This is a genomic window from Magnetospirillum sp. WYHS-4 (genome assembly GCA_039908345.1).
Lineage (GTDB): Bacteria > Pseudomonadota > Alphaproteobacteria > Rhodospirillales > GLO-3 > JAMOBD01.
The window spans coordinates 15,391-36,199 of record JAMOBD010000029.1 but is presented as its reverse complement, the minus strand read 5'-3'; the positions used below and the strand labels follow the sequence as shown (position 1 = coordinate 36,199).

26 protein-coding genes are annotated in these 20,809 nt (G+C 67.2%); 16 read left to right on the top strand and 10 right to left on the bottom strand.

Translation table 11 applies throughout. The annotated features are described in order from the left end of the window. Positions 1–269 (bottom strand): hypothetical protein (locus H7841_09960; GenBank protein ID MEO5337205.1); only part of this gene is annotated, 269 nt, incomplete at its 3' end. Between the two features lie 31 nt (positions 270–300). Here H7841_09960 and H7841_09955 point away from each other — a divergent pair. The 6 genes from H7841_09955 to ftsY are packed head-to-tail and all read left to right on the top strand — an operon-like array spanning position 301 to position 4,605. Further along, positions 301–960 (top strand): ferredoxin, encoded by a 660-nt coding sequence (locus H7841_09955; GenBank protein ID MEO5337204.1) that lies wholly within the window; start codon positions 301–303, stop codon positions 958–960. A 10-nt stretch (positions 961–970) separates the two neighbouring features. Further along, positions 971–1,804: a diaminopimelate epimerase gene (gene dapF, locus H7841_09950; protein MEO5337203.1), complete on the top strand. Its 834-nt coding sequence runs from the start codon at positions 971–973 to the stop codon at positions 1,802–1,804. Next, the gene (locus H7841_09945; protein ID MEO5337202.1) at positions 1,801–2,097 is read left to right on the top strand and encodes a nucleotidyltransferase domain-containing protein; all 297 of its coding nucleotides are present in this window, start codon (positions 1,801–1,803) and stop codon (positions 2,095–2,097) included. The genes dapF and H7841_09945 overlap by 4 nt, the downstream gene beginning before the upstream one ends. Further along, a complete protein-coding gene (locus H7841_09940) occupies positions 2,097–2,462 on the top strand; it encodes a DUF86 domain-containing protein (GenBank protein ID MEO5337201.1) in 366 nt (121 codons plus the stop codon). Before H7841_09945 ends, H7841_09940 begins: the two co-directional genes overlap by 1 nt. After that, complete coding sequence (gene mtaB, locus H7841_09935; protein MEO5337200.1) at positions 2,459–3,691, top strand: tRNA (N(6)-L-threonylcarbamoyladenosine(37)-C(2))-methylthiotransferase MtaB; 1,233 nt, start codon at positions 2,459–2,461, stop codon at positions 3,689–3,691. Before H7841_09940 ends, mtaB begins: the two co-directional genes overlap by 4 nt. Further along, positions 3,688–4,605: a signal recognition particle-docking protein FtsY gene (gene ftsY, locus H7841_09930; protein ID MEO5337199.1), complete on the top strand. Its 918-nt coding sequence runs from the start codon at positions 3,688–3,690 to the stop codon at positions 4,603–4,605. The genes mtaB and ftsY overlap by 4 nt, the downstream gene beginning before the upstream one ends. A gap of 7 nt (positions 4,606–4,612) precedes the next feature. Here ftsY and H7841_09925 read toward each other — a convergent pair whose 3' ends face one another. From H7841_09925 to H7841_09910, 4 genes are all read right to left on the bottom strand, one after another. Then, positions 4,613–5,230 carry a response regulator gene (locus H7841_09925; protein ID MEO5337198.1) on the bottom strand — a complete coding sequence of 206 codons (618 nt, stop codon included), beginning with the start codon at positions 5,228–5,230 and terminating at the stop codon, positions 4,613–4,615. Between the two features lie 84 nt (positions 5,231–5,314). After that, positions 5,315–5,737 carry a DUF2141 domain-containing protein gene (locus H7841_09920; protein MEO5337197.1) on the bottom strand — a complete coding sequence of 141 codons (423 nt, stop codon included), beginning with the start codon at positions 5,735–5,737 and terminating at the stop codon, positions 5,315–5,317. After that, positions 5,734–5,961, bottom strand: coding sequence for a hypothetical protein (locus tag H7841_09915; GenBank protein MEO5337196.1), 228 nt, complete (start codon positions 5,959–5,961; stop codon positions 5,734–5,736). The genes H7841_09920 and H7841_09915 overlap by 4 nt, the downstream gene beginning before the upstream one ends. Before the next feature lie 45 nt (positions 5,962–6,006). After that, positions 6,007–6,876: a DUF1848 domain-containing protein gene (locus tag H7841_09910; GenBank protein MEO5337195.1), complete on the bottom strand. Its 870-nt coding sequence runs from the start codon at positions 6,874–6,876 to the stop codon at positions 6,007–6,009. A 26-nt stretch (positions 6,877–6,902) separates the two neighbouring features. On the opposite strand from H7841_09910, the gene H7841_09905 reads away from it, so the two are divergent. The 5 genes from H7841_09905 (at position 6,903) to H7841_09885 (ending at position 12,967) form a co-directional block, all read left to right on the top strand. Next, entirely contained in the window at positions 6,903–7,304 is a 402-nt protein-coding gene (locus H7841_09905; GenBank protein ID MEO5337194.1) for a nucleotidyltransferase substrate binding protein, read from the top strand. Beyond that, positions 7,297–7,593 carry a nucleotidyltransferase domain-containing protein gene (locus H7841_09900; GenBank protein MEO5337193.1) on the top strand — a complete coding sequence of 99 codons (297 nt, stop codon included), beginning with the start codon at positions 7,297–7,299 and terminating at the stop codon, positions 7,591–7,593. Before H7841_09905 ends, H7841_09900 begins: the two co-directional genes overlap by 8 nt. Positions 7,594–7,695: 102 nt before the next feature. Next, complete coding sequence (gene dnaK, locus H7841_09895; protein ID MEO5337192.1) at positions 7,696–9,621, top strand: molecular chaperone DnaK; 1,926 nt, start codon at positions 7,696–7,698, stop codon at positions 9,619–9,621. A gap of 42 nt (positions 9,622–9,663) precedes the next feature. Continuing rightward, positions 9,664–10,809, top strand: a complete 1,146-nt coding sequence (dnaJ, locus tag H7841_09890) for a molecular chaperone DnaJ (protein MEO5337191.1) — start codon at positions 9,664–9,666, stop codon at positions 10,807–10,809. Between the two features lie 145 nt (positions 10,810–10,954). Further along, positions 10,955–12,967 carry a PAS domain S-box protein gene (locus H7841_09885; GenBank protein ID MEO5337190.1) on the top strand — a complete coding sequence of 671 codons (2,013 nt, stop codon included), beginning with the start codon at positions 10,955–10,957 and terminating at the stop codon, positions 12,965–12,967. Here H7841_09885 and H7841_09880 read toward each other — a convergent pair. Both H7841_09880 and H7841_09875 read right to left on the bottom strand, forming a co-directional pair. Further along, entirely contained in the window at positions 12,956–13,618 is a 663-nt protein-coding gene (locus tag H7841_09880) for a response regulator transcription factor (protein ID MEO5337189.1), read from the bottom strand. The two genes, H7841_09885 and H7841_09880, sit on opposite strands and share 12 nt — an antisense overlap. A gap of 107 nt (positions 13,619–13,725) precedes the next feature. After that, on the bottom strand, positions 13,726–14,211 hold the full coding sequence (locus H7841_09875; GenBank protein ID MEO5337188.1) for a chemotaxis protein CheW: 486 nt from the start codon (positions 14,209–14,211) through the stop codon (positions 13,726–13,728). A 226-nt stretch (positions 14,212–14,437) separates the two neighbouring features. Between H7841_09875 and H7841_09870 the strand changes: the two genes are divergently transcribed. Both H7841_09870 and H7841_09865 read left to right on the top strand, forming a co-directional pair. Continuing rightward, entirely contained in the window at positions 14,438–14,818 is a 381-nt protein-coding gene (locus H7841_09870; GenBank protein MEO5337187.1) for a hypothetical protein, read from the top strand. Between the two features lie 80 nt (positions 14,819–14,898). Continuing rightward, positions 14,899–15,237: a hypothetical protein gene (locus H7841_09865; protein ID MEO5337186.1), complete on the top strand. Its 339-nt coding sequence runs from the start codon at positions 14,899–14,901 to the stop codon at positions 15,235–15,237. On the opposite strand, the gene H7841_09860 is transcribed toward H7841_09865, so the two are convergent. Then, positions 15,238–16,176 carry a hypothetical protein gene (locus H7841_09860; protein MEO5337185.1) on the bottom strand — a complete coding sequence of 313 codons (939 nt, stop codon included), beginning with the start codon at positions 16,174–16,176 and terminating at the stop codon, positions 15,238–15,240. Positions 16,177–16,183: 7 nt separating this feature from the next. After that, positions 16,184–17,563: a diguanylate cyclase gene (locus tag H7841_09855; protein ID MEO5337184.1), complete on the bottom strand. Its 1,380-nt coding sequence runs from the start codon at positions 17,561–17,563 to the stop codon at positions 16,184–16,186. A gap of 151 nt (positions 17,564–17,714) precedes the next feature. On the opposite strand from H7841_09855, the gene H7841_09850 reads away from it, so the two are divergent. The 3 genes from H7841_09850 to ykgO all read left to right on the top strand — a co-directional run bounded on the left by H7841_09850 (position 17,715) and on the right by ykgO (position 19,106). Continuing rightward, positions 17,715–18,194 (top strand): deaminase, encoded by a 480-nt coding sequence (locus H7841_09850; GenBank protein MEO5337183.1) that lies wholly within the window; start codon positions 17,715–17,717, stop codon positions 18,192–18,194. Between the two features lie 83 nt (positions 18,195–18,277). Next, positions 18,278–18,868 (top strand): DUF3365 domain-containing protein, encoded by a 591-nt coding sequence (locus tag H7841_09845; GenBank protein ID MEO5337182.1) that lies wholly within the window; start codon positions 18,278–18,280, stop codon positions 18,866–18,868. Between the two features lie 112 nt (positions 18,869–18,980). Next, positions 18,981–19,106 carry a type B 50S ribosomal protein L36 gene (ykgO, locus tag H7841_09840; protein MEO5337181.1) on the top strand — a complete coding sequence of 42 codons (126 nt, stop codon included), beginning with the start codon at positions 18,981–18,983 and terminating at the stop codon, positions 19,104–19,106. 13 nt (positions 19,107–19,119) lie between these two features. Here the strand turns inward: ykgO and H7841_09835 are convergent, their stop codons facing one another. Continuing rightward, positions 19,120–20,766 carry an ATP-binding protein gene (locus H7841_09835; protein MEO5337180.1) on the bottom strand — a complete coding sequence of 549 codons (1,647 nt, stop codon included), beginning with the start codon at positions 20,764–20,766 and terminating at the stop codon, positions 19,120–19,122. Positions 20,767–20,809: the final 43 nt, after the last annotated feature.

Sequence of the window (20,809 nt, the reverse complement as noted above, 5' to 3'; positions counted from 1 at the left end):
GCTTGCGCGGCGAGAAAGGCCTGTCCCGTGCCGCCCTGGCGGCCAACCTGGAAGCGACCGAAGAGCGGGTGCGCAAAGGCGAGGCCGGCCGTTCCGGTTCCTTCACGCCACACGAACTGCTGGGCCTGTCGCGCTGCTTCGACATTTCCATCGACAGCCTGTTTCCCAGCCAGGAGTCGAGCGACCGACCGAACCCCCTGACGACACCGGAAGGCCGCGAGCTGCTCCGCCTGTTCAACGAAATCGCCGATCCCCGAACCCGAGTCCATCTGGCGGCCCTGTTCAAGCCCAATCTAGGGCATGGATTTCGCCGCGCCGCTTGCCGCCCACGGACTGTCACCCTTGGGCGCCTTCCATCCCGGGCCCGACGACGGGGTTCCCGGCGCGCCGGGCACGCTGGTGCTGGTGGGCGGGGTGGGGAATTCCTTCTGGGCCGCCTTCGAAGGCGCCCGCCGCGACGAATCCGACCCCCTGGACGCCTGGTCGCGCCGCGTCATCGACGGGGTGGCCCGCCAGGTCGGGGCGACGGCGCTTTATCCCTTCGAGGGACCGCCCTGGCTACCCTTTCAGCGGTGGGCCATGGAGGCCTTGGGCCTTAAACCTTCGCCGCTGGGCCTGCTGATCCATCCCGAACATGGTCTCTGGCTGTCCTGGCGGGGCGCCCTGGCCTTTGCCGAACGACGGGACCTGCCCCCGCCGCCGCGGCCCGATCACGCTTGCGACGCCTGTCCCGACAGGCCCTGTCTTCATGCCTGCCCCGTCGCGGCCTTCCGGAACGGGGGCTACGACATTCCGGCCTGCCTCAGCCATCTGAGGGAGATGCAGGGCGTCGAATGCCGCGAATGGGGCTGCCGGGCGCGGCGCGCCTGCCCCGTGGGCCGCGCCCACATCCATCCGCCGGCCCAGGCCCGCTTCCACATGCAGGCTTTCCTGTGGACTCGCGGGGGGGCGGGGTCGTAAGAATCGGGCCATGGGCATCCGGTCCTTCGTCAAGATGCACGGTCTCGGCAACGACTTCGCGGTTTTCGACCGCCGCGCAGGCGGCGGCGGATTCGCGCCCGCCCAAATCCAGGCCGTCGCCGACCGCCATACCGGCGTCGGCTGCGACCAGTTGATCGTGCTGGAGCCGGCCAGGGACACCCAGGCCGACCTGTTCATGCGCATCTACAACGCCGACGGCTCGGAAGCGGGGGCCTGCGGCAACGCGACGCGCTGCGTGGCTTGGCTGGTCATGGCGGAAACCGGACGGCGCGAGGTCCTGGTCGAGACCGTGGTCGGTCTTCTGGATTGCGAGGTTCGCGAGGATGGCCTGGTCGGCGTCGACATGGGGCCGGCGCGCCTGGACTGGCGCGACATTCCCTTGTCGGAAGCCCGCGACACCTTGCACCTGGGCATCGGCGCGGGCCCCTTGCAGGACCCGGTGGGAGTGAGCATGGGCAATCCCCACGCGGTGTTCTTCGTTCCCGATGTCCAGGCCGTGGACCTGGCGGAGCACGGCCCCTGCCTGGAGACCCACGCCCTCTTCCCCCAATTCGCCAACATCGAGGCGGCGCAGGTCCTGTCGCCGGGTGCCATCCGCATGCGGGTCTGGGAACGGGGCGCCGGCATCACCCGGGCCTGCGGCACCGGCGCCTGCGCCACCCTGGTGGCGGCGGCCCGGCGGGGCCTGACGGGCCGCAAGGCCGACGTGGTGCTGGACGGCGGGACCCTGGCCATCGAATGGCTGCCCGACGGCCACGTGCTGATGACCGGCCCGGCTGCGGTCGCCTACCGGGGCGAGCTGGACGAAAGCCTGCTGCCATGACCTGCGAGGCCATCGTCGAAATTCTCAGGCGCCACCAGGGGCCGCTCATGGCCAGGGGGGTAACCCACCTCGGACTCTTCGGATCGGCGGCGCGCGGGGACAGCAAGCCGGAAAGCGATATCGACGTGGTCGTGGATATCGCCGATCCCTCGGATTTTTCCCTGGTGGACCACGCCAGCCTTCGGGTGTTTCTTCGCGATATCCTCGGCAAGGAAACGGATGTCGTCGTAGCCGCCCACCTCGCGCCGGGATTCCGCAACCGGGTGGCTTCGGAACGGGTGGAAGTCTTCTGATGGACCGCTTGCGGGCTCTCGAACGGTTGGAACACATCCTCGATGCCATCTCGGCCATCGAAGGCTTCGTGACAGGCCTGGATCTGGGCGCCTACCGCGCCAACCGTCTCGTCCGGGATGCCGTCGAACGCAATATGGAGCGCTTGTCCGAAGCCTCGCGCCATATTCCCCACGAATTCAAGGAGACCCGCCCGGAAATCGACTGGCGCGGCGTAGCCGATATCGGCAACGTTCTGCGCCATGCTTACACCCAGGTAATCGATCACGAAATTTGGACAACCGTCAAAAGGGATCTCCCTCCCCTTGCCGCCGCGGTATCGTCGATGATCGAGCGCCTCCGGGCCAAAGAGGACGCTTCGCCATGACCGGCCCCGAGATCGTCACCCTGGGCTGCCGGCTCAACACCTTCGAATCCGAGGTCATGCGCCAGTTGGGCGAGGGCTTGGCCGACACGGTGATCGTCAACACCTGCGCGGTGACCGCCGAGGCCGAGCGCCAGGCCCGCCAATGCATCCGCCGCCTGCGCCGCGAACGGCCGGGCGTCCGCATCCTGGTTACCGGCTGCGCCGCCCAGCTTCATCCCGAGCGTTTCGCCGAAATGCCGGAAGTCGACCGGGTGCTCGGCAACGCGGAAAAGCTGGACGCCGGCTTGTTGCGCGGCGACGGCGAGATAGCCGTTTCCGACATCATGCGGGGGAACGAAACCGAGGCCCCGCTGATCGCCGGCTTCGAGGGCCGCTCACGGGCTTTCGTCCAGGTGCAGCAGGGCTGCGATCATCGCTGCACCTTCTGCGTCGTGCCGTTTGCCCGCGGCCCCAACCGCAGCCTGGAGCCCGAGGCCATCGTCGCCCAGGCGCGGACCCTGGTGGAAAACGGCTATCTGGAAATCGCGCTCACCGGGGTCGACGCCTCGTCCTTTGGGACGGACCGGTCCGGCCTGCCCAGCCTGGGCGGGCTGGCCCGCTTGATCCTGGAACGGGTTCCCGGCCTGGCGCGGCTGCGGCTCACCTCCCAGGACCCGGCGGCCCTGGACCCGGAGATCTTCCGCCTGCTGGCCGAGGAACCTCGCTTCATGCCCCACCTGCACCTGAGCCTGCAGGCTTGCGACGATCTGGTGCTCAAGCGCATGAAGCGCCGCCATACCCGCAGCCAGGCGGCCGAGGCCGTGTGCCGGGCGCGCGCCGCCCGGCCCGACGTCTCCTTGGGCGCCGACCTGATCGCCGGCTTCCCCACCGAAGACGAAGCCATGTTCGCCAATACCCTCGCCTTCGTCGAGGAATTCGGCCTACAGTTCCTGCACGTCTTTCCCTTTTCCGCCCGCGAGGGCACGCCGGCCGCTCGCATGCCCCAGGTGCCGAAAGCGGTGCGCAAGGAACGCGCGGCCCGTCTGCGCGCCGCCGGCGAGGCCCGATTGGCCCGCTGGTTGGCCGGGCGGGTCGGCGAAACCGTCGAGGTCCTGGTGGAAGAAGAAGGGATCGGCCGCTGCCCCTGGTATGCGACCGTGCGCCTGCCCTCCGGTTTGGCCGCGGGCCGCCTGGCGCGGGTGCGCCTGGCCGGAACCGCCGACGGCGAACTGATCGCGGAGGCGGCATGAACGGTTGGTTCTCGCGTCTGAAGTCGGGGCTGGGCAAGACCTCGTCCAAGCTGGCCGGGGGCATCGCCGGGGTCTTCACCAAGCGGCGCCTGGATCAGACCGCCCTGGACGAATTGGAGGAGTTGTTGATCGGCGCCGACCTGGGCGTGGCGACGGCGGCCAGCCTGGTGAAAGGCTTGGCCCGCAGCCGCTTCGAGCGCGAGGTGGATACCCTGGAGGTTCTGGAGGCCCTGGCCGGCGAGGCGGAAATCCTGCTCGCCCCCGTCGCCCGACCGCTGACCATCGATCCCACGCGCAAACCCCAGGTGGTGCTGGTCTGCGGAGTGAACGGCAGCGGCAAGACCACCACCATCGGCAAGCTGGCCAAGCAGTTCAAAGACGAAGGGCGTAGCGTGATGCTGGTGGCCGGCGACACCTTCCGCGCCGCCGCCGTCGAACAACTGAAGATCTGGGGCGAACGGACCGGCTGCCCGGTGCTGTCCCGCGAAACCGGCGCCGATGCCGCCGGGCTGGCATTCGACGCTTTCCAGCGGGCCAAGGCGGAAGGCATCGAGGTGCTGCTGATCGACACCGCCGGGCGCCTGCAGAACAAGGCCGGCCTGATGGACGAACTGAAGAAAGTCGTCCGGGTGCTGAAGAAGATCGACGACGGCATTCCCCACGACACCTTGCTGGTGCTGGACGCTACGGTAGGCCAGAACGCCCACAGTCAGGTCGAAGCCTTCCGCGACATGGTGCAGGTCACCGGGCTGGTGATGACCAAGCTGGACGGTTCGGCCAAGGGCGGTGTGGTGGTCGCCCTGGCCGATAAGTTCGGACTGCCCGTCCATGCGGTCGGCGTCGGGGAAGGGGCCGACGATCTGCGGCCCTTCGAGGCCCGCGCCTTCGCCCGCGCCCTGATGGGACTTGATTAGGAAGCCGCTACCAATCCCTCGCCGGACTCTGGCCGCGGCCATCCTCCCGCCAGTCCGGCGGCCGGTAGCCCGGATAGCCCTGGCGGCGCTCGGAACCTGGGTGGGGAAGCTCCCGCTGGCGGCGTTCCATGCCCGCCACGTTACGATGGGACCGGCGCTCGGGGCCCCCGTGGTCGGCACGCCGCCGCCGCCGATCGGGCCCGAAGAATTCCTGCGAACGGATGAAGACGCGCTGCCGCTCGATGATCGAGCGGATACGGGCATAAAGGAACTTGGCGGTGATCGGCTTGGCCAGGTACTCGGTCATCCCGGCATCGCGAGCGGCGATGACGTGGCGAATCTCCGTATTGGCGGTCACCACGATGATCGGCACGTAGGGGTCGGGCGAGACCAGATCGGTGCGGATCAGGCGCACCAGCCGCAGGCCGTCCAGGCCGGGCGACCAGTCGGTCAGCACCAGATCGGGCGGCTGATCCTTGAACATCGCGTAGGCGGCGTCATGGCTGCTCGCCTCGCGCACCGCGGTGATGCCGAAGGTCTTCAGGATATCGTGGATGATCCGGCGCATATAGGCGTGCTTCTCGACCAGAAGCACCTTCAGTCCCGAAAGATCATAGTCACCCATGCCATGCCCCCATGTCAGCCCCGTATCCAATATGACGCCGTTCGAGGTCGAAAAAAAGGCGGTATTTTTGCTGGGAGGTATGCGTCAGTAGCGCATGCGGATGACGATTTCCGTGCCCTGTTCGGGCAGCGGCACCGAGGCCGAACGGAAATCGGGGGCCGCGAGGATCGGCTGGACGTCGTTGCTGAAGGCGTAGCCTTCGAGCGGCAGGCCCAGCATTCCCTGGTCGAACTGCCCGTTGCCGTTCTCGTCGTGATAGGTGGCGGCCGCATAGACGCCGGGGGACAGATCGCGGAACACGGCGGTCACGCCGCCGCCATCGGCCTTCAGGACCGTGTCTTCCTTGAGGCCGTCGGGTTTAGGGAAGCGGGCCGCCGAGTCGTAAAGGGCGATGTGCACCTCGCCTTCCGTCGAGCGCAGATCGACGATGCGTACGCGCAGGTCGGCCGCCGTCGCCGGCAAGCCGGCGGTCAGCAGGGCGGCGATCGCAAGGGCGACGTACTTCATACCTGGATGTTCACATAGTAGCCGCGGGGAACGTCGGTGCGCGGCGGCGCGCCTCCTCGCAAGACCCGGTCCAGCCGCCCCAGCGCGCCGCGCAAGGCCGGAGAATCATCGGACTGGGTCACGGCGGCCCGGCTCCGGGCCTCGCGCGCCGTTTTCAGGCTGCTTCCGTCGCGGGCCAGTTGGGCCGTCAAGGCCTGGGGATTGAGGGTCGGCGCTTCGGTCATGGGGGCGAGCATAGACCCGAATGGTTAACGGAGTCTCTACGCCTGTCATCCGCAAAACTCCCCATCCGGATCGTGAGCGGCGAGGCGCGTCTTGGCGGCGGCACGGCCGCCGACCGCGTAGCAGTAGGCGCAGCCTTGCGGGCAACTGTCGTAGGAACCGATGTCCCGCGAGGCCCAACAGCCGCAGTCGGGCCGATGGGGCTTGCGCGGTACTGCCAGATCGCGGCCGGCCAGATCGCTCAGGCGGCGAAGATCGATGCAGGCTGCCGCCCCGACTCCTTCGGCCAGCAGGTCGGGCTGGGCGCAGACGGCGAGCCGAAGGCCTTCTTCCGCCGCGATGCCCGCCAAGTCCCGCAGCAAGGCCTGCTTCTCCCCGGCGGGCGGGTCCCACCACTCGAAACCGTGGACCTTGGCCGCCGCCCCCAGGTTGCGTGCCGTCTTGCGATAGATCTGGGCGACCGAGACGACCACCTCGTCGACCGCGCCCCCCAATTTCCCGGCCAGGCGGGCGAAGGTGGCGCGATGCCATTCGGGCGGCGTCAGGGAGGTGAAGACGATGGGGTCGTAGCGCCAGACGCCAGCCCTGGGCCCGAAGGCACGGGCGACATCGTGCAGGTGGGCGACGGCGGCATCGGGATCGATGGTGGCGGCATCCAGCGCCCGCGGATAGCCGGTAATCGTATACTGGACGACGAAGGGCCAAGCGGCGCGAATAGCCGCCAAGTTGGGCAAGAAGGGCCCCAGGTTGCGAGTCCAGAAGACGAAGCCGTCCACCGCGGCCGGGCTCAGGTCGACGGTGGCGGGCGGACCGCCGTAAGGGCTGGCGGTTCGGCAGAAGCCGGCCTGCAGTCGCTTCATCAGCCAGGGGCCGTAGAAGGCCGGGATGTCGGTCCTGTAGCTGGCGGAGACGATCATGGCGGAAATCTGCTATAAGGAAAGGCATGACCTTGTACCTCGAACCCCTGGAAAAAGCTTTGGCCAGTTTGGACCGGGGCTTGGTGCGCTTTCGCGGGGCCCCCGGAGACGAAGAATTGCGCGACGCCCGCATCCAGCGTTTCGAGTACAGCTTCGAGCTTTGCTGGAAGCTTCTCAAGCGGCGTCTGGAAATGGATCTGGCCGATGCCGGTGAGGTGGATGGCTACAGCAAGCGCCGGCTGTTCTGGATCGGGGGCGAGCGGGGTCTGGTGCGGGACGTGGAATCCTGGTTCGATTATCTGGCCAAACGCAACCTGACCAGCCACACCTACAACGCCCGGGAAGCCCAACTCGTCGCCGGCATCCTGGACCGCTTCGCGGAAGACGCCCGGCATCTCCTGAACCGTCTGGGGGCCATCGATGATTGACCTCCGCCCCGACCATCTGGAATTGGTGCGCGACATCTTGCGCCGCCATCTGCCGGGCCGCGAGGTCTGGGTCTTCGGCTCGCGAGCCGCATCCGGGGCCAAGCCTTACGCCGACCTCGACCTGGCCATTCTGGGCGAGGAGCCCCTGGCCCCGGTCCTGCTCGAGACCTTGGACGAGGCCTTCGACGAATCCGACCTGCCGTTTCGCGTCGATCTCCTGGACTGGGCGCGGACCGAGCCCGGCTTCCGCGCCGTCGTCGAAGCCCGCCACGCGGTCTTGCGCCTTTAGCGTCCAGCCCCGTTGCGGACCCCGAATCACAGGCTTATATAACGCCAGGCTCCGCGCTAGGGCGCCAGTCCGGAATTTGCCGAGAGAAGGAACAGGGATGTCATGAGCAAGGTTATCGGGATCGACCTCGGGACGACCAACTCCTGCGTGGCCATCATGGAAGGCCGCGACACCAAGGTCATCGAGAACGCCGAAGGCCAACGGACCACGCCGTCCATCATCGCCTTCACCGACTCGGGCGAGCGCTTGGCCGGCCAGCCCGCCAAACGGCAGGCGGTGACCAATCCCGAACGCACGCTGTTCGCCATCAAGCGCCTGATCGGCCGTCGCTTCGACGATCCGCTGACCAAGAAGGACATGGGGCTGGTGCCCTACCATATCGTGCGCGGCGACAACGGCGACGCCTGGGTCGAGGCGGACGGCAAGAAGTACAGCCCGTCGCAGGTTTCCGCCTTCATCCTGCAGAAGATGAAGGAAACCGCCGAAAGCTTCCTGGGCGAAAAGGTCACCCAGGCGGTCATCACCGTGCCGGCCTACTTCAACGATTCCCAGCGCCAGGCCACCAAGGACGCCGGCAAGATCGCCGGCCTGGAGGTGCTGCGCATCATCAACGAGCCCACCGCGGCGGCGCTCGCCTATGGCCTGGACAAGAAGGAAACCGGCACCATCGCCGTCTACGACTTAGGCGGCGGCACCTTCGATATCTCGGTACTGGAGATCGGCGACGGCGTCTTCGAGGTGAAGTCGACCAACGGCGACACCTTCCTGGGCGGCGAGGACTTCGACAAGCGCATCGTCGACTACCTGGCCGACGAGTTCAAGAAGGACCACGGCATCGACCTGCGCAACGACCGCTTGGCCCTGCAGCGCTTGAAGGAAGAAGGCGAGAAGGCCAAGATCGAACTGTCGTCCGCCGTGCAGACCGAGGTCAACCTGCCCTTCATCACCGCCGACGCCTCGGGCCCCAAGCACCTCAACATCAAGCTCACCCGCGCCAAGCTGGAGGCTCTGGTCGACGACCTGCTCCAGCGCACCATCAAGCCCTGCCAGCAGGCCCTCAAGGACGCCGGCATCACGGCCGGCCAGATCGACGAGGTGATCCTGGTGGGCGGCATGACCCGCATGCCCAAGGTGGTGCAGACGGTGAAGGAATTCTTCGGCCGCGAACCCCACAAGGGCGTCAACCCGGACGAGGTGGTCGCCATCGGCGCCGCGATCCAGGGCGCGGTGCTGAAGGGCGAGGTCAAGGACGTCCTTTTGCTGGACGTCACGCCGCTTTCGCTCGGCATCGAGACCCTGGGCGGCGTCTTCACCCGCCTGATCGACCGCAACACCACCATCCCCACCCGCAAGAGCCAGGTCTTCTCGACCGCCGAGGACAACCAGTCGGCGGTGACCATCCGGGTCTTCCAGGGCGAACGCGAGATGGCGGCCGACAACAAGCTGCTGGGCCAGTTCGACCTGGTGGGCATCCCGCCGGCGCCGCGCGGCGTGCCGCAGGTGGAAGTCACCTTCGACATCGATGCCAACGGCATCGTCAACGTGTCGGCCAAGGACAAGGCCACCGGCAAGGAACAGCAGATCCGCATCCAGGCGTCGGGCGGCCTGTCGGACGCCGACATCGACCGCATGGTCAAGGAGGCGGACAAGCACCGCGAGGACGACAAGAAGCGCCGCGACGTGGTCGAGGCCCGCAACCATGCCGAAGCCTTGGTCCATACCTCGGAACGCAACCTGAAGGAATACGGCGACAAGGTCGGCACCGCCGAGAAGGCGGCCATCGAGGAGGCCATCAAGGCGCTGCGTGAGGTCATGGACAAGGAAGACGCCGAGGAGATCAAGGCGCGCACCGAAACCCTGGGCCAGGCGGCCATGAAGCTGGGCGAGGCCATGTACAAGGCGACCCAGGCCGAAGGCGCCGCTCCCGAGGCGGGACCCCAGGCCGGCGGGAACGAGGCGGCCGGCGACTCGAAAGTGGTGGATGCCGACTTCGAGGAAGTGGACCCCAACAAAGACAAGAAGCGCTGAGGTCTCCCTCGGCGCTTCCTCGGCCGGGGGGGGCGGTAGGTAATGGCGATCGATCTTTACGAGCTGCTGGGTGTCGGCCGCAAAGCCAGCGCGGACGAGATCAAGAAGGCCTACCGCAAGCTGGCCATGCAGTACCACCCGGATCGTAATCCGGGCGATAAGGAAGCCGAGAAGAAGTTCAAGGAAATCGGGGCCGCCTACGAAATCCTAAAGGACGAGGAAAAGCGGGCGGCCTACGACCGCTTCGGACCCGCCGCCTTCGAACAGGGCGCAGGGCGTGGTCCCGGCGGCGGGCCAGGCGGATTCGGATCGGAATTCGGCGCCGGCTTCGCCGATATCTTCGAGGAAATGTTCGGCGAATTCATGGGGGGCGCGCGCGGACACGGCCCGCAGGCCAACCGGGGCCGCGGCAGCGATCTGCGTTACAACATGGAAATCTCGCTGGAGGACGCCTACCACGGCAAGAAGGCTGCGGTCAGCGTTCCCACCGGCGTCGCCTGCGAGGCCTGCAACGGCACCGGCTCGGCCGGCGGCCAGCCGCCGGCGACCTGCACCGCATGCCACGGCCATGGCCGGGTGCGCGCCCAGTCGGGATTCTTCACCGTGGAACGCACCTGCCCGGCTTGCCAGGGCACCGGCCAGACGATCCGCGAACCCTGCCGCAACTGCGCCGGCTCGGGCCGGGTGCAGAAGGAAAAACAGCTCAACGTCACCATCCCGGCCGGGGTCGAGGACGGTACGCGCATCCGTCTGGCAGGCGAGGGCGAGGCGGGGCTGCGCGGCGCGGCGGCGGGCGATCTTTACATCTTCCTTACCGTCAAGCCGCACCGCATCTTCCAGCGGGACGGCGCCAACGTCTATTGCCGTGTCCCCATTCCCATGGCCACGGCCGCCTTGGGCGGCGCCATCGAGGTGCCCGTCGTGGACGGCAGCCGCGCCAAGATCACCATCCCCGCCGGCACCCAGACCGGCCACCAGTTCCGCCTGAAGAACAAGGGCATGACGGTGCTGCGCTCGGAGGCCCGGGGTGACATGTTCGTCCAGGCGACCGTGGAAACTCCGGTCAACCTCACCAAGCGCCAACAGGAACTGCTGCGGGAATTCGAATCCGAAAGCAGCGGCCACAGCCCCGAATCCGCTGGCTTCTTCTCCAAGGTCAAGGAGCTGTGGGAAGATCTGAAGGAGTAGCTTTCCTCCGCCGAACCCCAGCCATGATATGCGTGCCTGGAGCGACAAGCCGATCCGATGGGGCACCGGGAAAATTCAGACCGCAACAACGCTGTTGCCCGCGGAGCCCGGCATCGCGACAATGGGAGCCGGAGAGCCCCCGTTCATGACCCATCGCCCCCCGCCCCGGAAGCAACGGAATCGCCTGGCCGCCTACCTGGGGCGGCTGGCCGGCGGCCTCCGGGGAGGGAGCGGGGATGCCCCGGACCTGCGGGCCGAGGTGGCGGATCTTCGGTCCCGACAGGAGCGTGTTGCCGAATACCTGGCCCTTTGCCAGGCGATGATCCTGGATCTCGCCCCCGACGGCCGGGTGGCGGCCATCAACCGGCGGGGCTGCGAAATCCTGGGGATGCCCGAGGACCGGATTCTGGGGCGGCCCTGGGTCGAGGACTTCCTGCCCGAGGCGGTGCGCGTCGGCGTCCGCGAGGCTCATGCCCGCCTGCTGGCCGGACATTCCGCGACGGCCGCCGATCAATATGACGTCCAGACCGCGGCCGGGGCCTGCCGCACCGTCGCCTGGCAGCATGCCGTCAGCCGGGACGCGAATGGCCGACCGACCGCCCTTCTCGCTTCCGGCATCGACGTCACGGAGCGCTGCCAGACGGAATGCACGCGACCGGAATCCGAACGCATGTTCCGCAACCTGTTCGAATACGCGGGCGACGCCATCTTCATTGCCGATCTGGAAAGCGGGCGCCTGCTGGATATCAACGAGCACGGGGCCCGGCAACTGGGATACGGCCGAGAGGAACTGCTCGGCATGACGGTTGCCGAGATCACCGCGGCCGGGAGCCGGGAAAAGCTGAAGCAGGTGATGCGCCAAGTCCGGGCCCAGGGCTGGACCCTGTTCGAACAGGTCCACCGACGCCAGGACGGCACCCTTTTTCCGGTCGAGATCAACGCTCGTCTGGTGGAGTACGGCGGGCGCATCGTCGCCCAGGGCATCATCCGCGACCTCACCGAGCGCAAACTGGCCGAGCGCAGCCTTCTCGAAGCCAAGGCGGAAGCCGAACGGGCCAATGCCGCCAAGTCCAAGTTCCTCGCCGCCGCCAGCCACGACCTGCGCCAGCCCGTGCATGCCATCGGCCTGTTCGCCGGCTCGCTGCTCAAGCGCCCCCTCGATCCCGAGACCCTGGACATCGTCCGCCAACTCGTCGCCAGCCTGGAAGCCTTCGAGACCCTCCTCAACAGTCTTCTGCATATTTCGCGACTGGACGCCGGGGTTCTGGTGCCCCGCCGCGGCGCGTTCGCCATCGGGCCGCTGCTCGACGAGATCGGCAACGAATTCACCCCCCAAGCCGCAGATAAGGGCATCGGGTTCCGGGTCGTGCCCTGCTCGCTCGCCATCGACAGCGATCGCGGCCTGTTGGGCCGCATCCTGCGCAATCTGATCGCCAATGCGATCCGCCATACGGCCAGAGGCGGCATTCTGATCGGCTGCCGGCGACGCGCCGGCGGTCTGGTTCTCCAGGTCTGGGACACCGGCGAAGGCATTCCCGACGACCAGAAGGGCGCCATCTTCCGCGAGTTCTATCAGATCGGCAATCCCGAGCGGGACCGGGAACGCGGACTCGGGCTGGGGCTGGCCATCGTCGACCGCCTGACCCGCCTGCTCGATCATCCGCTGGCGCTGAATTCCCGCCTGGGCAAAGGGTCCTGCTTTTCGGTGACCGTGCCGCTGGCCCAAGGCCCGGCCGAGGCGCCGCCACCTCCGGAACTGGCTCTGCCGACCACCGACAGCCGCCTCGATGGAGCGCGCGTCCTGCTCATCGAGGACGACCGCAATGTCCGCGAGGCGACGCTGATTTTGCTCGACTCCTGGGGTTGCCGGACGACGGCGGCGGCCTCGGCCGAGGAGGCCCTCGCCCTGGCGGCCGATTGGGTGGACCCGCCCGCCCTGGTGGTCGCGGACTACCGGCTGCCGGGCGGCTGGACAGGGGTCCAGGCCATCCAGGACCTGGGACGGCGCATGGGAATGCCGCTCAAAGGCGTCGTCATCACCGGCGATACCGATCCGGACCGCATCCGCGAAGCGACCCAGGCCGGGTTCAATCTGGCCTACAAGCCCTTGCGCCCCGCCCGCTTGCGGGCGCTGGTAACGCGCCTGCTAGCCAGTTGACGGCTGGTCGAGGGAAATCAGGCCCAGCCGGGTCGCCCTGGTGACGGCTTCCGTGCGGTTGGCGCAGCCCAGCGCGTCCATGACCGCCGAAACGTGGATCTTCACCGTTCCCTCGGCGATATCGAGCAAGCGGGCGATTTCCTTGTTGGAGCGCCCGTCGGCCATCAGGCGCAGGACGTCGAGTTGCCGCCGGGTCAGGTGCGGGCCGCCGCCGCGGAGAGCGAGGGTACCGGTACGCGATACCGGGCCGGCTTCGTCTTCGAGCAGGGTGGGCGGCAGGTAGACGCCGCCCGAAAGAACCAGGCGCAACGCCGCGACCATGACATCGACACCCGAAGTCTTGGGAATGTAGCCCATGGCGCCATTGGCCAAGGCCCGGCGCACGTGTTCCGGCGTCTCCGACCCCGAGACCATCACCAGAGGCAGATCGGGAAAGGACTGTGACAGAGCCTTGACGCCCGACCAGCCGTTCATGCCGGGCATGTCCAGATCCACCAAGGCGAGGTCCATGTCGGGATGGGCGGCGATCTCGCGCCGGATGGCTTCGAAGTTGCCGGCTTCGATGACCTCGACGGCGGTATCGAGTTCCTGCAGCACATGGCGCATGCCGCTCCGGAACAACACATGGTCGTCGGCTACGAGTATCTTCATGATCGTGCTACGGCATTCCCGATCCTGGACCGATTTTCCCCATCGTTGCGCGCAAACGGCAACGGACCGCCTTATCCGGTTGGCCTACCGACCGGTAACGCCGGGCTTCAACCGTTCAAGTCGAGGAACCGGTCGATATCCAGCTTGACCAGAAGCTCCTTGGACAGTCGGAAGACACCCAGGCTGTATTCCCGCCAGTGGGCTCCCAGGGTGGAGGAATTTTCTTCGTACAGATCGCGGGACAGGTCCATCACGTCGCCAATCCGGTCCACCAGAAGACCATAAAGCTCCCCGCCGTGGTCCACGGTGACGCAATAGGTCTGGGCGCCTTCCTTTTTTTCCTTGGGGGGGAGCCCCAGGCGGCTGCGCATGTCGATCACGGTGACGATGCGGCCGCGCAGATTGATCGATCCGGCGACCTCCCTGGGCGCCAGAGGAACCGGAAAAATGCGCTCGGGCATGATGATGTCGCGCACCCTCAGCACCGGCATGCCGAACAGCTGCCCACCCACGTACAGGGTGACCAGAGTCTCCTTCTCTTCGTGGAAAACAGCCACCGAACGATCGCCGGTAACGGGAACAACCTGATTCATGAATCCGCCTCTTCCCTGTCGGTTCCAGGGCAACTCTGCCCGGCATCCACCCCAATACCAAGCGAATCCTTCCATGGGCCGCCGCAAAGCGCAAAGGAAAAATCATGGACATCGCTTCATCCCCCTATTTTGCGCCAAAGGCCGCCTTGATGCTGCCGCAATCGGCCGCCAGGCTTCCCGTCGTCCGACCTGGACAATCGTTTTCAGACATCGAGGTATTCCTGCCATGAAGATCGTTGCCAAGGGTATGGCCGTCGCCGTCGCCCTCGCCTTTTCGTCCCAGGCCTTCGCCCAGGGTGCCACGCCCGCCACCCCCGCGACGCCGGCCCAGCCAGCCGCCAAGTCCGGCCAGACGCCCGGCGTGGACAAGCGCCAAGCGGCCCAGGAAAAGCGGATCGATCAGGGCGTGAAGTCCGGCCAGATTTCCGACCAGGAGGCCAAGCGCCTCGAAAAGGGCCAGGCCCGCATCGACAAGATGGAAGACAAGGCCAAGGCCGACGGCAAGGTGACCCGGAAGGAGCGCGAACGCCTCCAGAAGGCCCAGGACCACGAGAGCAAGAAGATCAACAAGGCCAAGCACAACAAGAAAGCCGCCCAGCCGCAGTAAAGCAGGCGGCGGATGTACCGGACTGCGGGCACGGGGGTCCTGAAGGCCCTCGTGCCCCCGGCGTTTCGTATGAGGCTCCGATGAAGTCGTATCCATTATTGGCGCTGCTTGCCGGCCTTATCGCGACGCCGGCCTGGGCGACGGACCCGGCCGACCCGGGAGAGCGTGCCGTCGCCAACGCGGGGCGCCTGAACGGCATCGCCCTGGCTTGCCGCGCCAAGGACGAAGCGGATCGCCTGCGCCTGGCGGTGATCGAGCATGCGCCCAAGCTGCGGGAGATCGGCGAACTGTTCGAGAAAAGCACCGACGCCTCCTTCAAGGAAGCCGCCACCCGCCCCTGCCCGCTGCCCGAGGCCTTGCGCATGGAATCCGCGGCCGCCGTCGAACGATTGCGCAAGATCTTCCCGCCGCCGGGATAATCATGCGCGTGCCGCGTCCAGGCGGTCCCGCAGGCCGGCAACGGTTTGGCGGAGGACCTGGATGCGCTGGTCGGCCTCGGCTCGCAACGCATCCTGCTCGGCGCGAAAGCCGGCAACCATCTCTTCGATGGCATCGCGCAAGGCCTGCACCGTTTCCTTGTAGCGGCCCAGGTCCTCGACGGTACCCGAGGTCGCCCGGTCCACCGATTCCTCCCGCCGGCTCCGCAAGGCCTCCAGTCGGTCGCGCCGTTCCTGGGCCACTTCCTTGAGTTCGGCGATCGTCGGAGCCATCTCCTCGACTGCTTGGCGCAGGGCTTCGGGCCGCGCATCGCGCAGTTCCTCCAGGCGATCCCGCAACGATTGCGCTTCGCCGCGCAGGACGACGATCGTGTCACGCTGGGCGGCCGTGGCCGCCTCGGCGGCCGGCCCCGTATCCTGGCGGATGCGTTCCATTTCCATCCGCAGGTCGCCGATGGCTTCCTTCAAGCGGGCGATTTCCGCCGCGGCCTCGGGCAAATCGCGAGGGTCATGGCCGGGAATCTGGCGTAGCGCGATTTCCAGGCGGGAAGGGGCCCGATTGCGAATGGGCGCCAGGCGAGCCCGGAGATTGACCGCGGGAGCGGATCTGGCCGGTTCGGTAGGCAACGGACCCCCGACCTCGACCACCGCATCAACTACCGCCGCGGTGCCATCGGCCTGGCGGACATCGGCGGTGGCGGTCAGACGGAAGGGCGGGATCAAGCGGTCGACGGCCAGCAGCAGCCGTAAAGCCGGGGCCTCCGGCGGGGGGACGTGCCAGAGGCCCCGGCCCAGGTCGGTACCGACATTGAACAGGACGCCCTCCGGATAGCCGGAAAGCCGCAGTCCCAGCAGACGGTCTCCCGGCTCCGTCAGGACGGGAAGAAGATCGAGGGGAAGGGAGAGGGCCGGCGCGCCCATGGGCGGCTCAGAACAAGCCGGGAGGCAGGCGCCAGGTGTTCTTACCCCCGCGCTTCGCCTCGTACATGGCGGCGTCGGCGGCCCGGTGGAGATCGTCGGCCGAAGCGCCGTGATCGGGGAACAGGGCCAAGCCGACGCTGGCGCCGATCCGCACCTCGCTGCCGTCCAGGTCGAAGGGGCGGTTCAGTTCGTCGATCAGGGCCTGGGCGAGCCGTCCCGCGTCGTCCACGGCCTTGACGTCGGCGAGGGCGACCACGAACTCGTCCCCGCCCACCCGCGCCGCCGTATCGGTGCTCCGGATGCGATCCGCCAGACGCCCGGCGACGCCCCTAAGCAGCAGGTCGCCAGCCTCGTGCCCCAGGGTATCGTTGACCGGCTTGAAGCCGTCCAGGTCGATGAACAGCAGGGCGGCCTTGGCGCCATCCCGCTGGGCCCGCGCCAAGGCCTGGCCAAGACGATCCTTGAGCAGGTAACGGTTGGGCAGGCCGGTCAGGACGTCGTGGCTGGCCATGTGGCGCATGGCCTCTTCCGCGCGGCGCCGTTCCGCCACTTCGTGGGTCAAGTCGCGGGTCCGCTCCTGGACCCGTTGCTCCAGGGTCTCGATCAGCCGCCGGAGCGCCGTGACATGGCGATTGTGATCGGTGATGTCGCGAGCTTCCATCAGGTAATGGGCGCCGATCTGGCCGTCGAAGGGAGTCAGGCCGATTTCCACGTCCACGGCGCGTCCGTCCAGGCGGATCATCTTGACGGGCAGCAGGGATTCCTCGCGCATCAGGGGGACGACGCTTTCGGCGAATATACCTTGGTAGTCGGGATGGAGAAACTCGACCACCTTGCGTCCGACCACTTCGTCGGGATTGGTGCCGCCCAGGATCTTCAGGCCGGCCCGGTTGACGAAGGCGATGCGATCGCCCTCGCAAAGGCAGATCAAGTCGAGGGCGTGGTGGACGATGTTGCGGAACCGCTGTTCGCTGCGATGGATAGCCTCCGAAAGCTCCACTTGGCGCGTCACGTCGCGGGCGAAGACGATCACTGCCGAGGGATCTCGTTCTCCGGCCAGGAAGACGCTGACCTGGACGCCCACCTCCGTGCCGTCGATGGCGATCAGCTTCAAGGGAAAGGGCTGGGTTTCGTCCACCAAGACGGCCAGCGCCTCGTCGACGGCCTCGGCGTAGTCGGGGGCCAGGAACTCGTGAAAGCGGCGCCCGACCAGATCGGCGGGCCGGGTGGCCTTGAGAATGCGGGCCCCGGCGGGGTTGATGGCCGTGACGCGATCATTGCGGCAGATGCAGACCAAGTCCGAGGACAACGCAAGAAACCCCAGATCGTCGGGATCCGACGATGCGAGACCGGCATCCTTTTCGGTGGCGACGGCGACGACCGACACTTGCGCGGCATCCTTATCCCCTGGCACAGGCTCTTCCTGGCCTCGCCATTGGAAAATCAGAGTGGCCGGAGCGGACGGGGGAGTCAATGGTTCACGAAACCGCGCCGCCACGCTATGATCGGCGCCGGGACCGTCAGCGAGGAGGGAAGACGTGGCCGATCTCCGCCGCTTAAGCCACTGGGACTACCGATTCCTGGACATGGCCAGATACGTGTCCGGCTGGTCCAAGGACCCCAGCACCAAGGTGGGCGCCGTGATCGCCTCGCCGCACCGGCGGGTCATCGCCACCGGATTCAACGGCCTGCCCAGTGGCGTCGAGGACACCCTGGAGCGCCTGCACGACCGCGATCTCAAGTACCAGATGATCGTCCATGCCGAACGCAATGCCATCCTGGATGCCCGGCAGAGCCTGCGCGGCTTCAGCCTCTACGTCTGGCCGATGATGCCCTGCGCCGTCTGTGCCACCATGATCATCCAGACCGGCTTGGCCGAGGTCGTGGCGCCTCATTCCGACAATCCGCGCTGGGTCGACAGCTTCCGCCTGACCGAGGAAATGTTCCGCGAAGCCGGCGTGACCCTGCTGATCGCCCACGATCTGCCGAATCCGCTGAACATGAAGACCGAAGGCTGAGGGGTTCCGAAGTCGTGGCGGACAAGCTACATTGTCGTCGCCCCGGGCGGGAACCGGCGGCGTGTTCAACACGGAGGGTATCCATGAGCAAGAAGATGGTGGGAGTTCTGGGCGCGGCGGCGGTCGTCATCCTGGCCGCCGGCCCCGCATTGGCCGACGAGTCGCTGGCGCGAGCCCAGGAAAGCCGGGCGGCGATCAAGGAGTTCGGGGAAGCCTTGCGGGGCAAACTGGTTTCCGCCCTGGAGAGCGGCGGGCCGGTCAATGCCATCGATGTCTGCCATTCCACCGCGGCCCAGATCGCCGCCGACATCTCGCAGAAGAAGGGGTGGAAGGTGGCCCGCACCAGCTTGAAGGCACGCAATCCGAAGAACGCGCCCGACGCCTGGGAGAAGCAAGTGCTGGTCAAGTTCGAGAAGCGCAAGGCGGCCGGTGAGGACCCTGCCACCATGGAAGACTACGCGGTTCTTTCGGACAAGAAGGGCGGCAAGGTCTTCCGCTACATGAAGGCGATTCCGACCGCCGAGAAGCCCTGCAAGACCTGCCACGGCGGCAAGCTGGCGGCCGACGTCGACGCGGCGATCAAGAAGCACTACCCCAAGGACAAGGCGCGCGGCTACGAATCGGGCGACATCCGCGGCGCTTTCACCGTCACTCAGCCGGTGAAGATGCAGTAAGGCGCGGCTGCGGCTTTTCCGCCCTCCCTCGCGGGGGCGGAAAAGCGCTTCCGGGCGGTTGACAGGGCGGGGGCGAGCCCTTATGGTGCGCGCCTCTTTCGAGGAGGATACCATGAGGGTCAGGAATTCGCTGAAGACGGCCAAGGCTCGCGACAAGGATTGCCGCGTCGTCCGTCGCAAGGGCCGCGTCTACGTGATCAACAAGAGCAACCCGCGCTTCAAGGCCCGCCAGGGCTGAGCCTGCCGGGTCGTTAAGCCGTTTCCGCAACCGCGCCTTCGGGCGCGGTTTCGTTTTCCCGCAGCCGCAGGATGCGCGATGGGGGAAAGATCAGGGCCACCACAGTGCCCTTCCCCGGTTCGGACCGGATATCCAGCCTGCCGCCGTGCAGTGCGATCAAGGCCTGGGTGAGGGGCAGTCCGAGTCCCGTGCCCCCATGGTGCCTGGTCTTGCTCCCGCCGGCCTGGCCGAACGCGCTCAATACCTTGGGAATATCCTCGGCGGCGATGCCGATGCCGTCGTCGGCGACCGCGATTTCCAGTCCTTCCGGCGTCGTCGCGGCCCGCAAGCGGATGCGCCCGCCCGCCGGGGTAAACTTGACCGCATTGGAAACCAGGTTCAACAGCATCTGCCGCAGGGCGCGTGGATCGGCCATCAACCCGGGCAGGTCGGGGGCAGCCTCCGTTACCAGGCCTATGCCGGCCGTTTCGGCGCGATGCCCCATAAGGCGGGCCGTCTCCCTGCACAAGCGGGCCGGCGACAGGGCCTCGGCGTGGATTTCCAGGTGACCGGCTTCCGCCTTTTCCAGGTCGAGGATGGCGTTCACGATGTCCAGCAGATGGCGACCGCTACGCTTGATGTCGTCGGCGTATTCCAGATAGCGCAGGTTGCCCACCGGCCCCAGGGCCTGAGTGGCGATGGCTTCCGAAAAGCCGATGACGGCATTCAGCGGGGTGCGCAGTTCGTGGCTCATGCGGGCCATGAAATCGCCCTTGGCCCGGCTGGCTTCGATCAGGCGGCGGCGCGTCCCGCGGGAGGCGAAGCCGAGGCGCAGGACCAATGCGGTGGCCAAGGCGGCCAGCAGGGCGACCAACACGACGGCACTCCTGAACGAGGTCGCGGCCGGCCGCGTATAGCCCCATCCCTGCCGGGGGATGCCGGCCAACTGCCAGGACCCGCCGGGGAAGGCGACTTCGGTCAGCAACGGGTCCTGTCCGAAGATCCGGTCGTCGCCGAGAAAGGCCGTTCCCTGCGCGCCACTGCCGTCGGCGCCGCGCAGGGCGAAGCGGCCGATCCCGTCTTCCGATTGCCAGCCGGCTTTGGCGAGTAGGGCCGGCAGATCCAGGATCACCGTGGCGAAGCCCCAGAAGGGCTTTTCGGATTCGGAAAGGTAGATGGGCTTGCGGCCCACCAGACCGCTTCCTCCCTGGTACAGGGCGACCGGTCCGGCCAGCCGGAAGCGGCCGTCCTCGATGGTCCTTCGCACGGTTTCGGCCTGGCCCGGCAAGGTTCGTAGATCGAGCCCCAGGGAAGCCTCGTTTCCCGGCCTCGGGTGGACATGGGCAACCACGGCGCCGGGCGCGAGTTGCAGGGCGCGGATTTCCTCGCGGCCATCGGCCATGGCCGCGACGAACGAATCAAGGGTGGCGCCGTCGCAGTCGGGGCAGGAACGGACGAAGGCCTCCAATCCATCGACGGCGGTCAGGTTGGCATTGAGCACCTGCTCCAGGCGGCTGCGCAAGGACGCCAGGCGTTCGTCGACCATGATCCGCTGGTGGGCGCGGTGTTGGTCGTTCTCCGAATCGTCGACGACCCAGCCCATCCCACCCACCATGGCGAACACCGCCATGGCCATGCCAACGGCAACGGCTTTTTCCCGCCAAGACAAGGCGTTGTTCATCAGGCCCCCGGAAGTCGAATTCGTCTAATCCCAAACCGGGAAA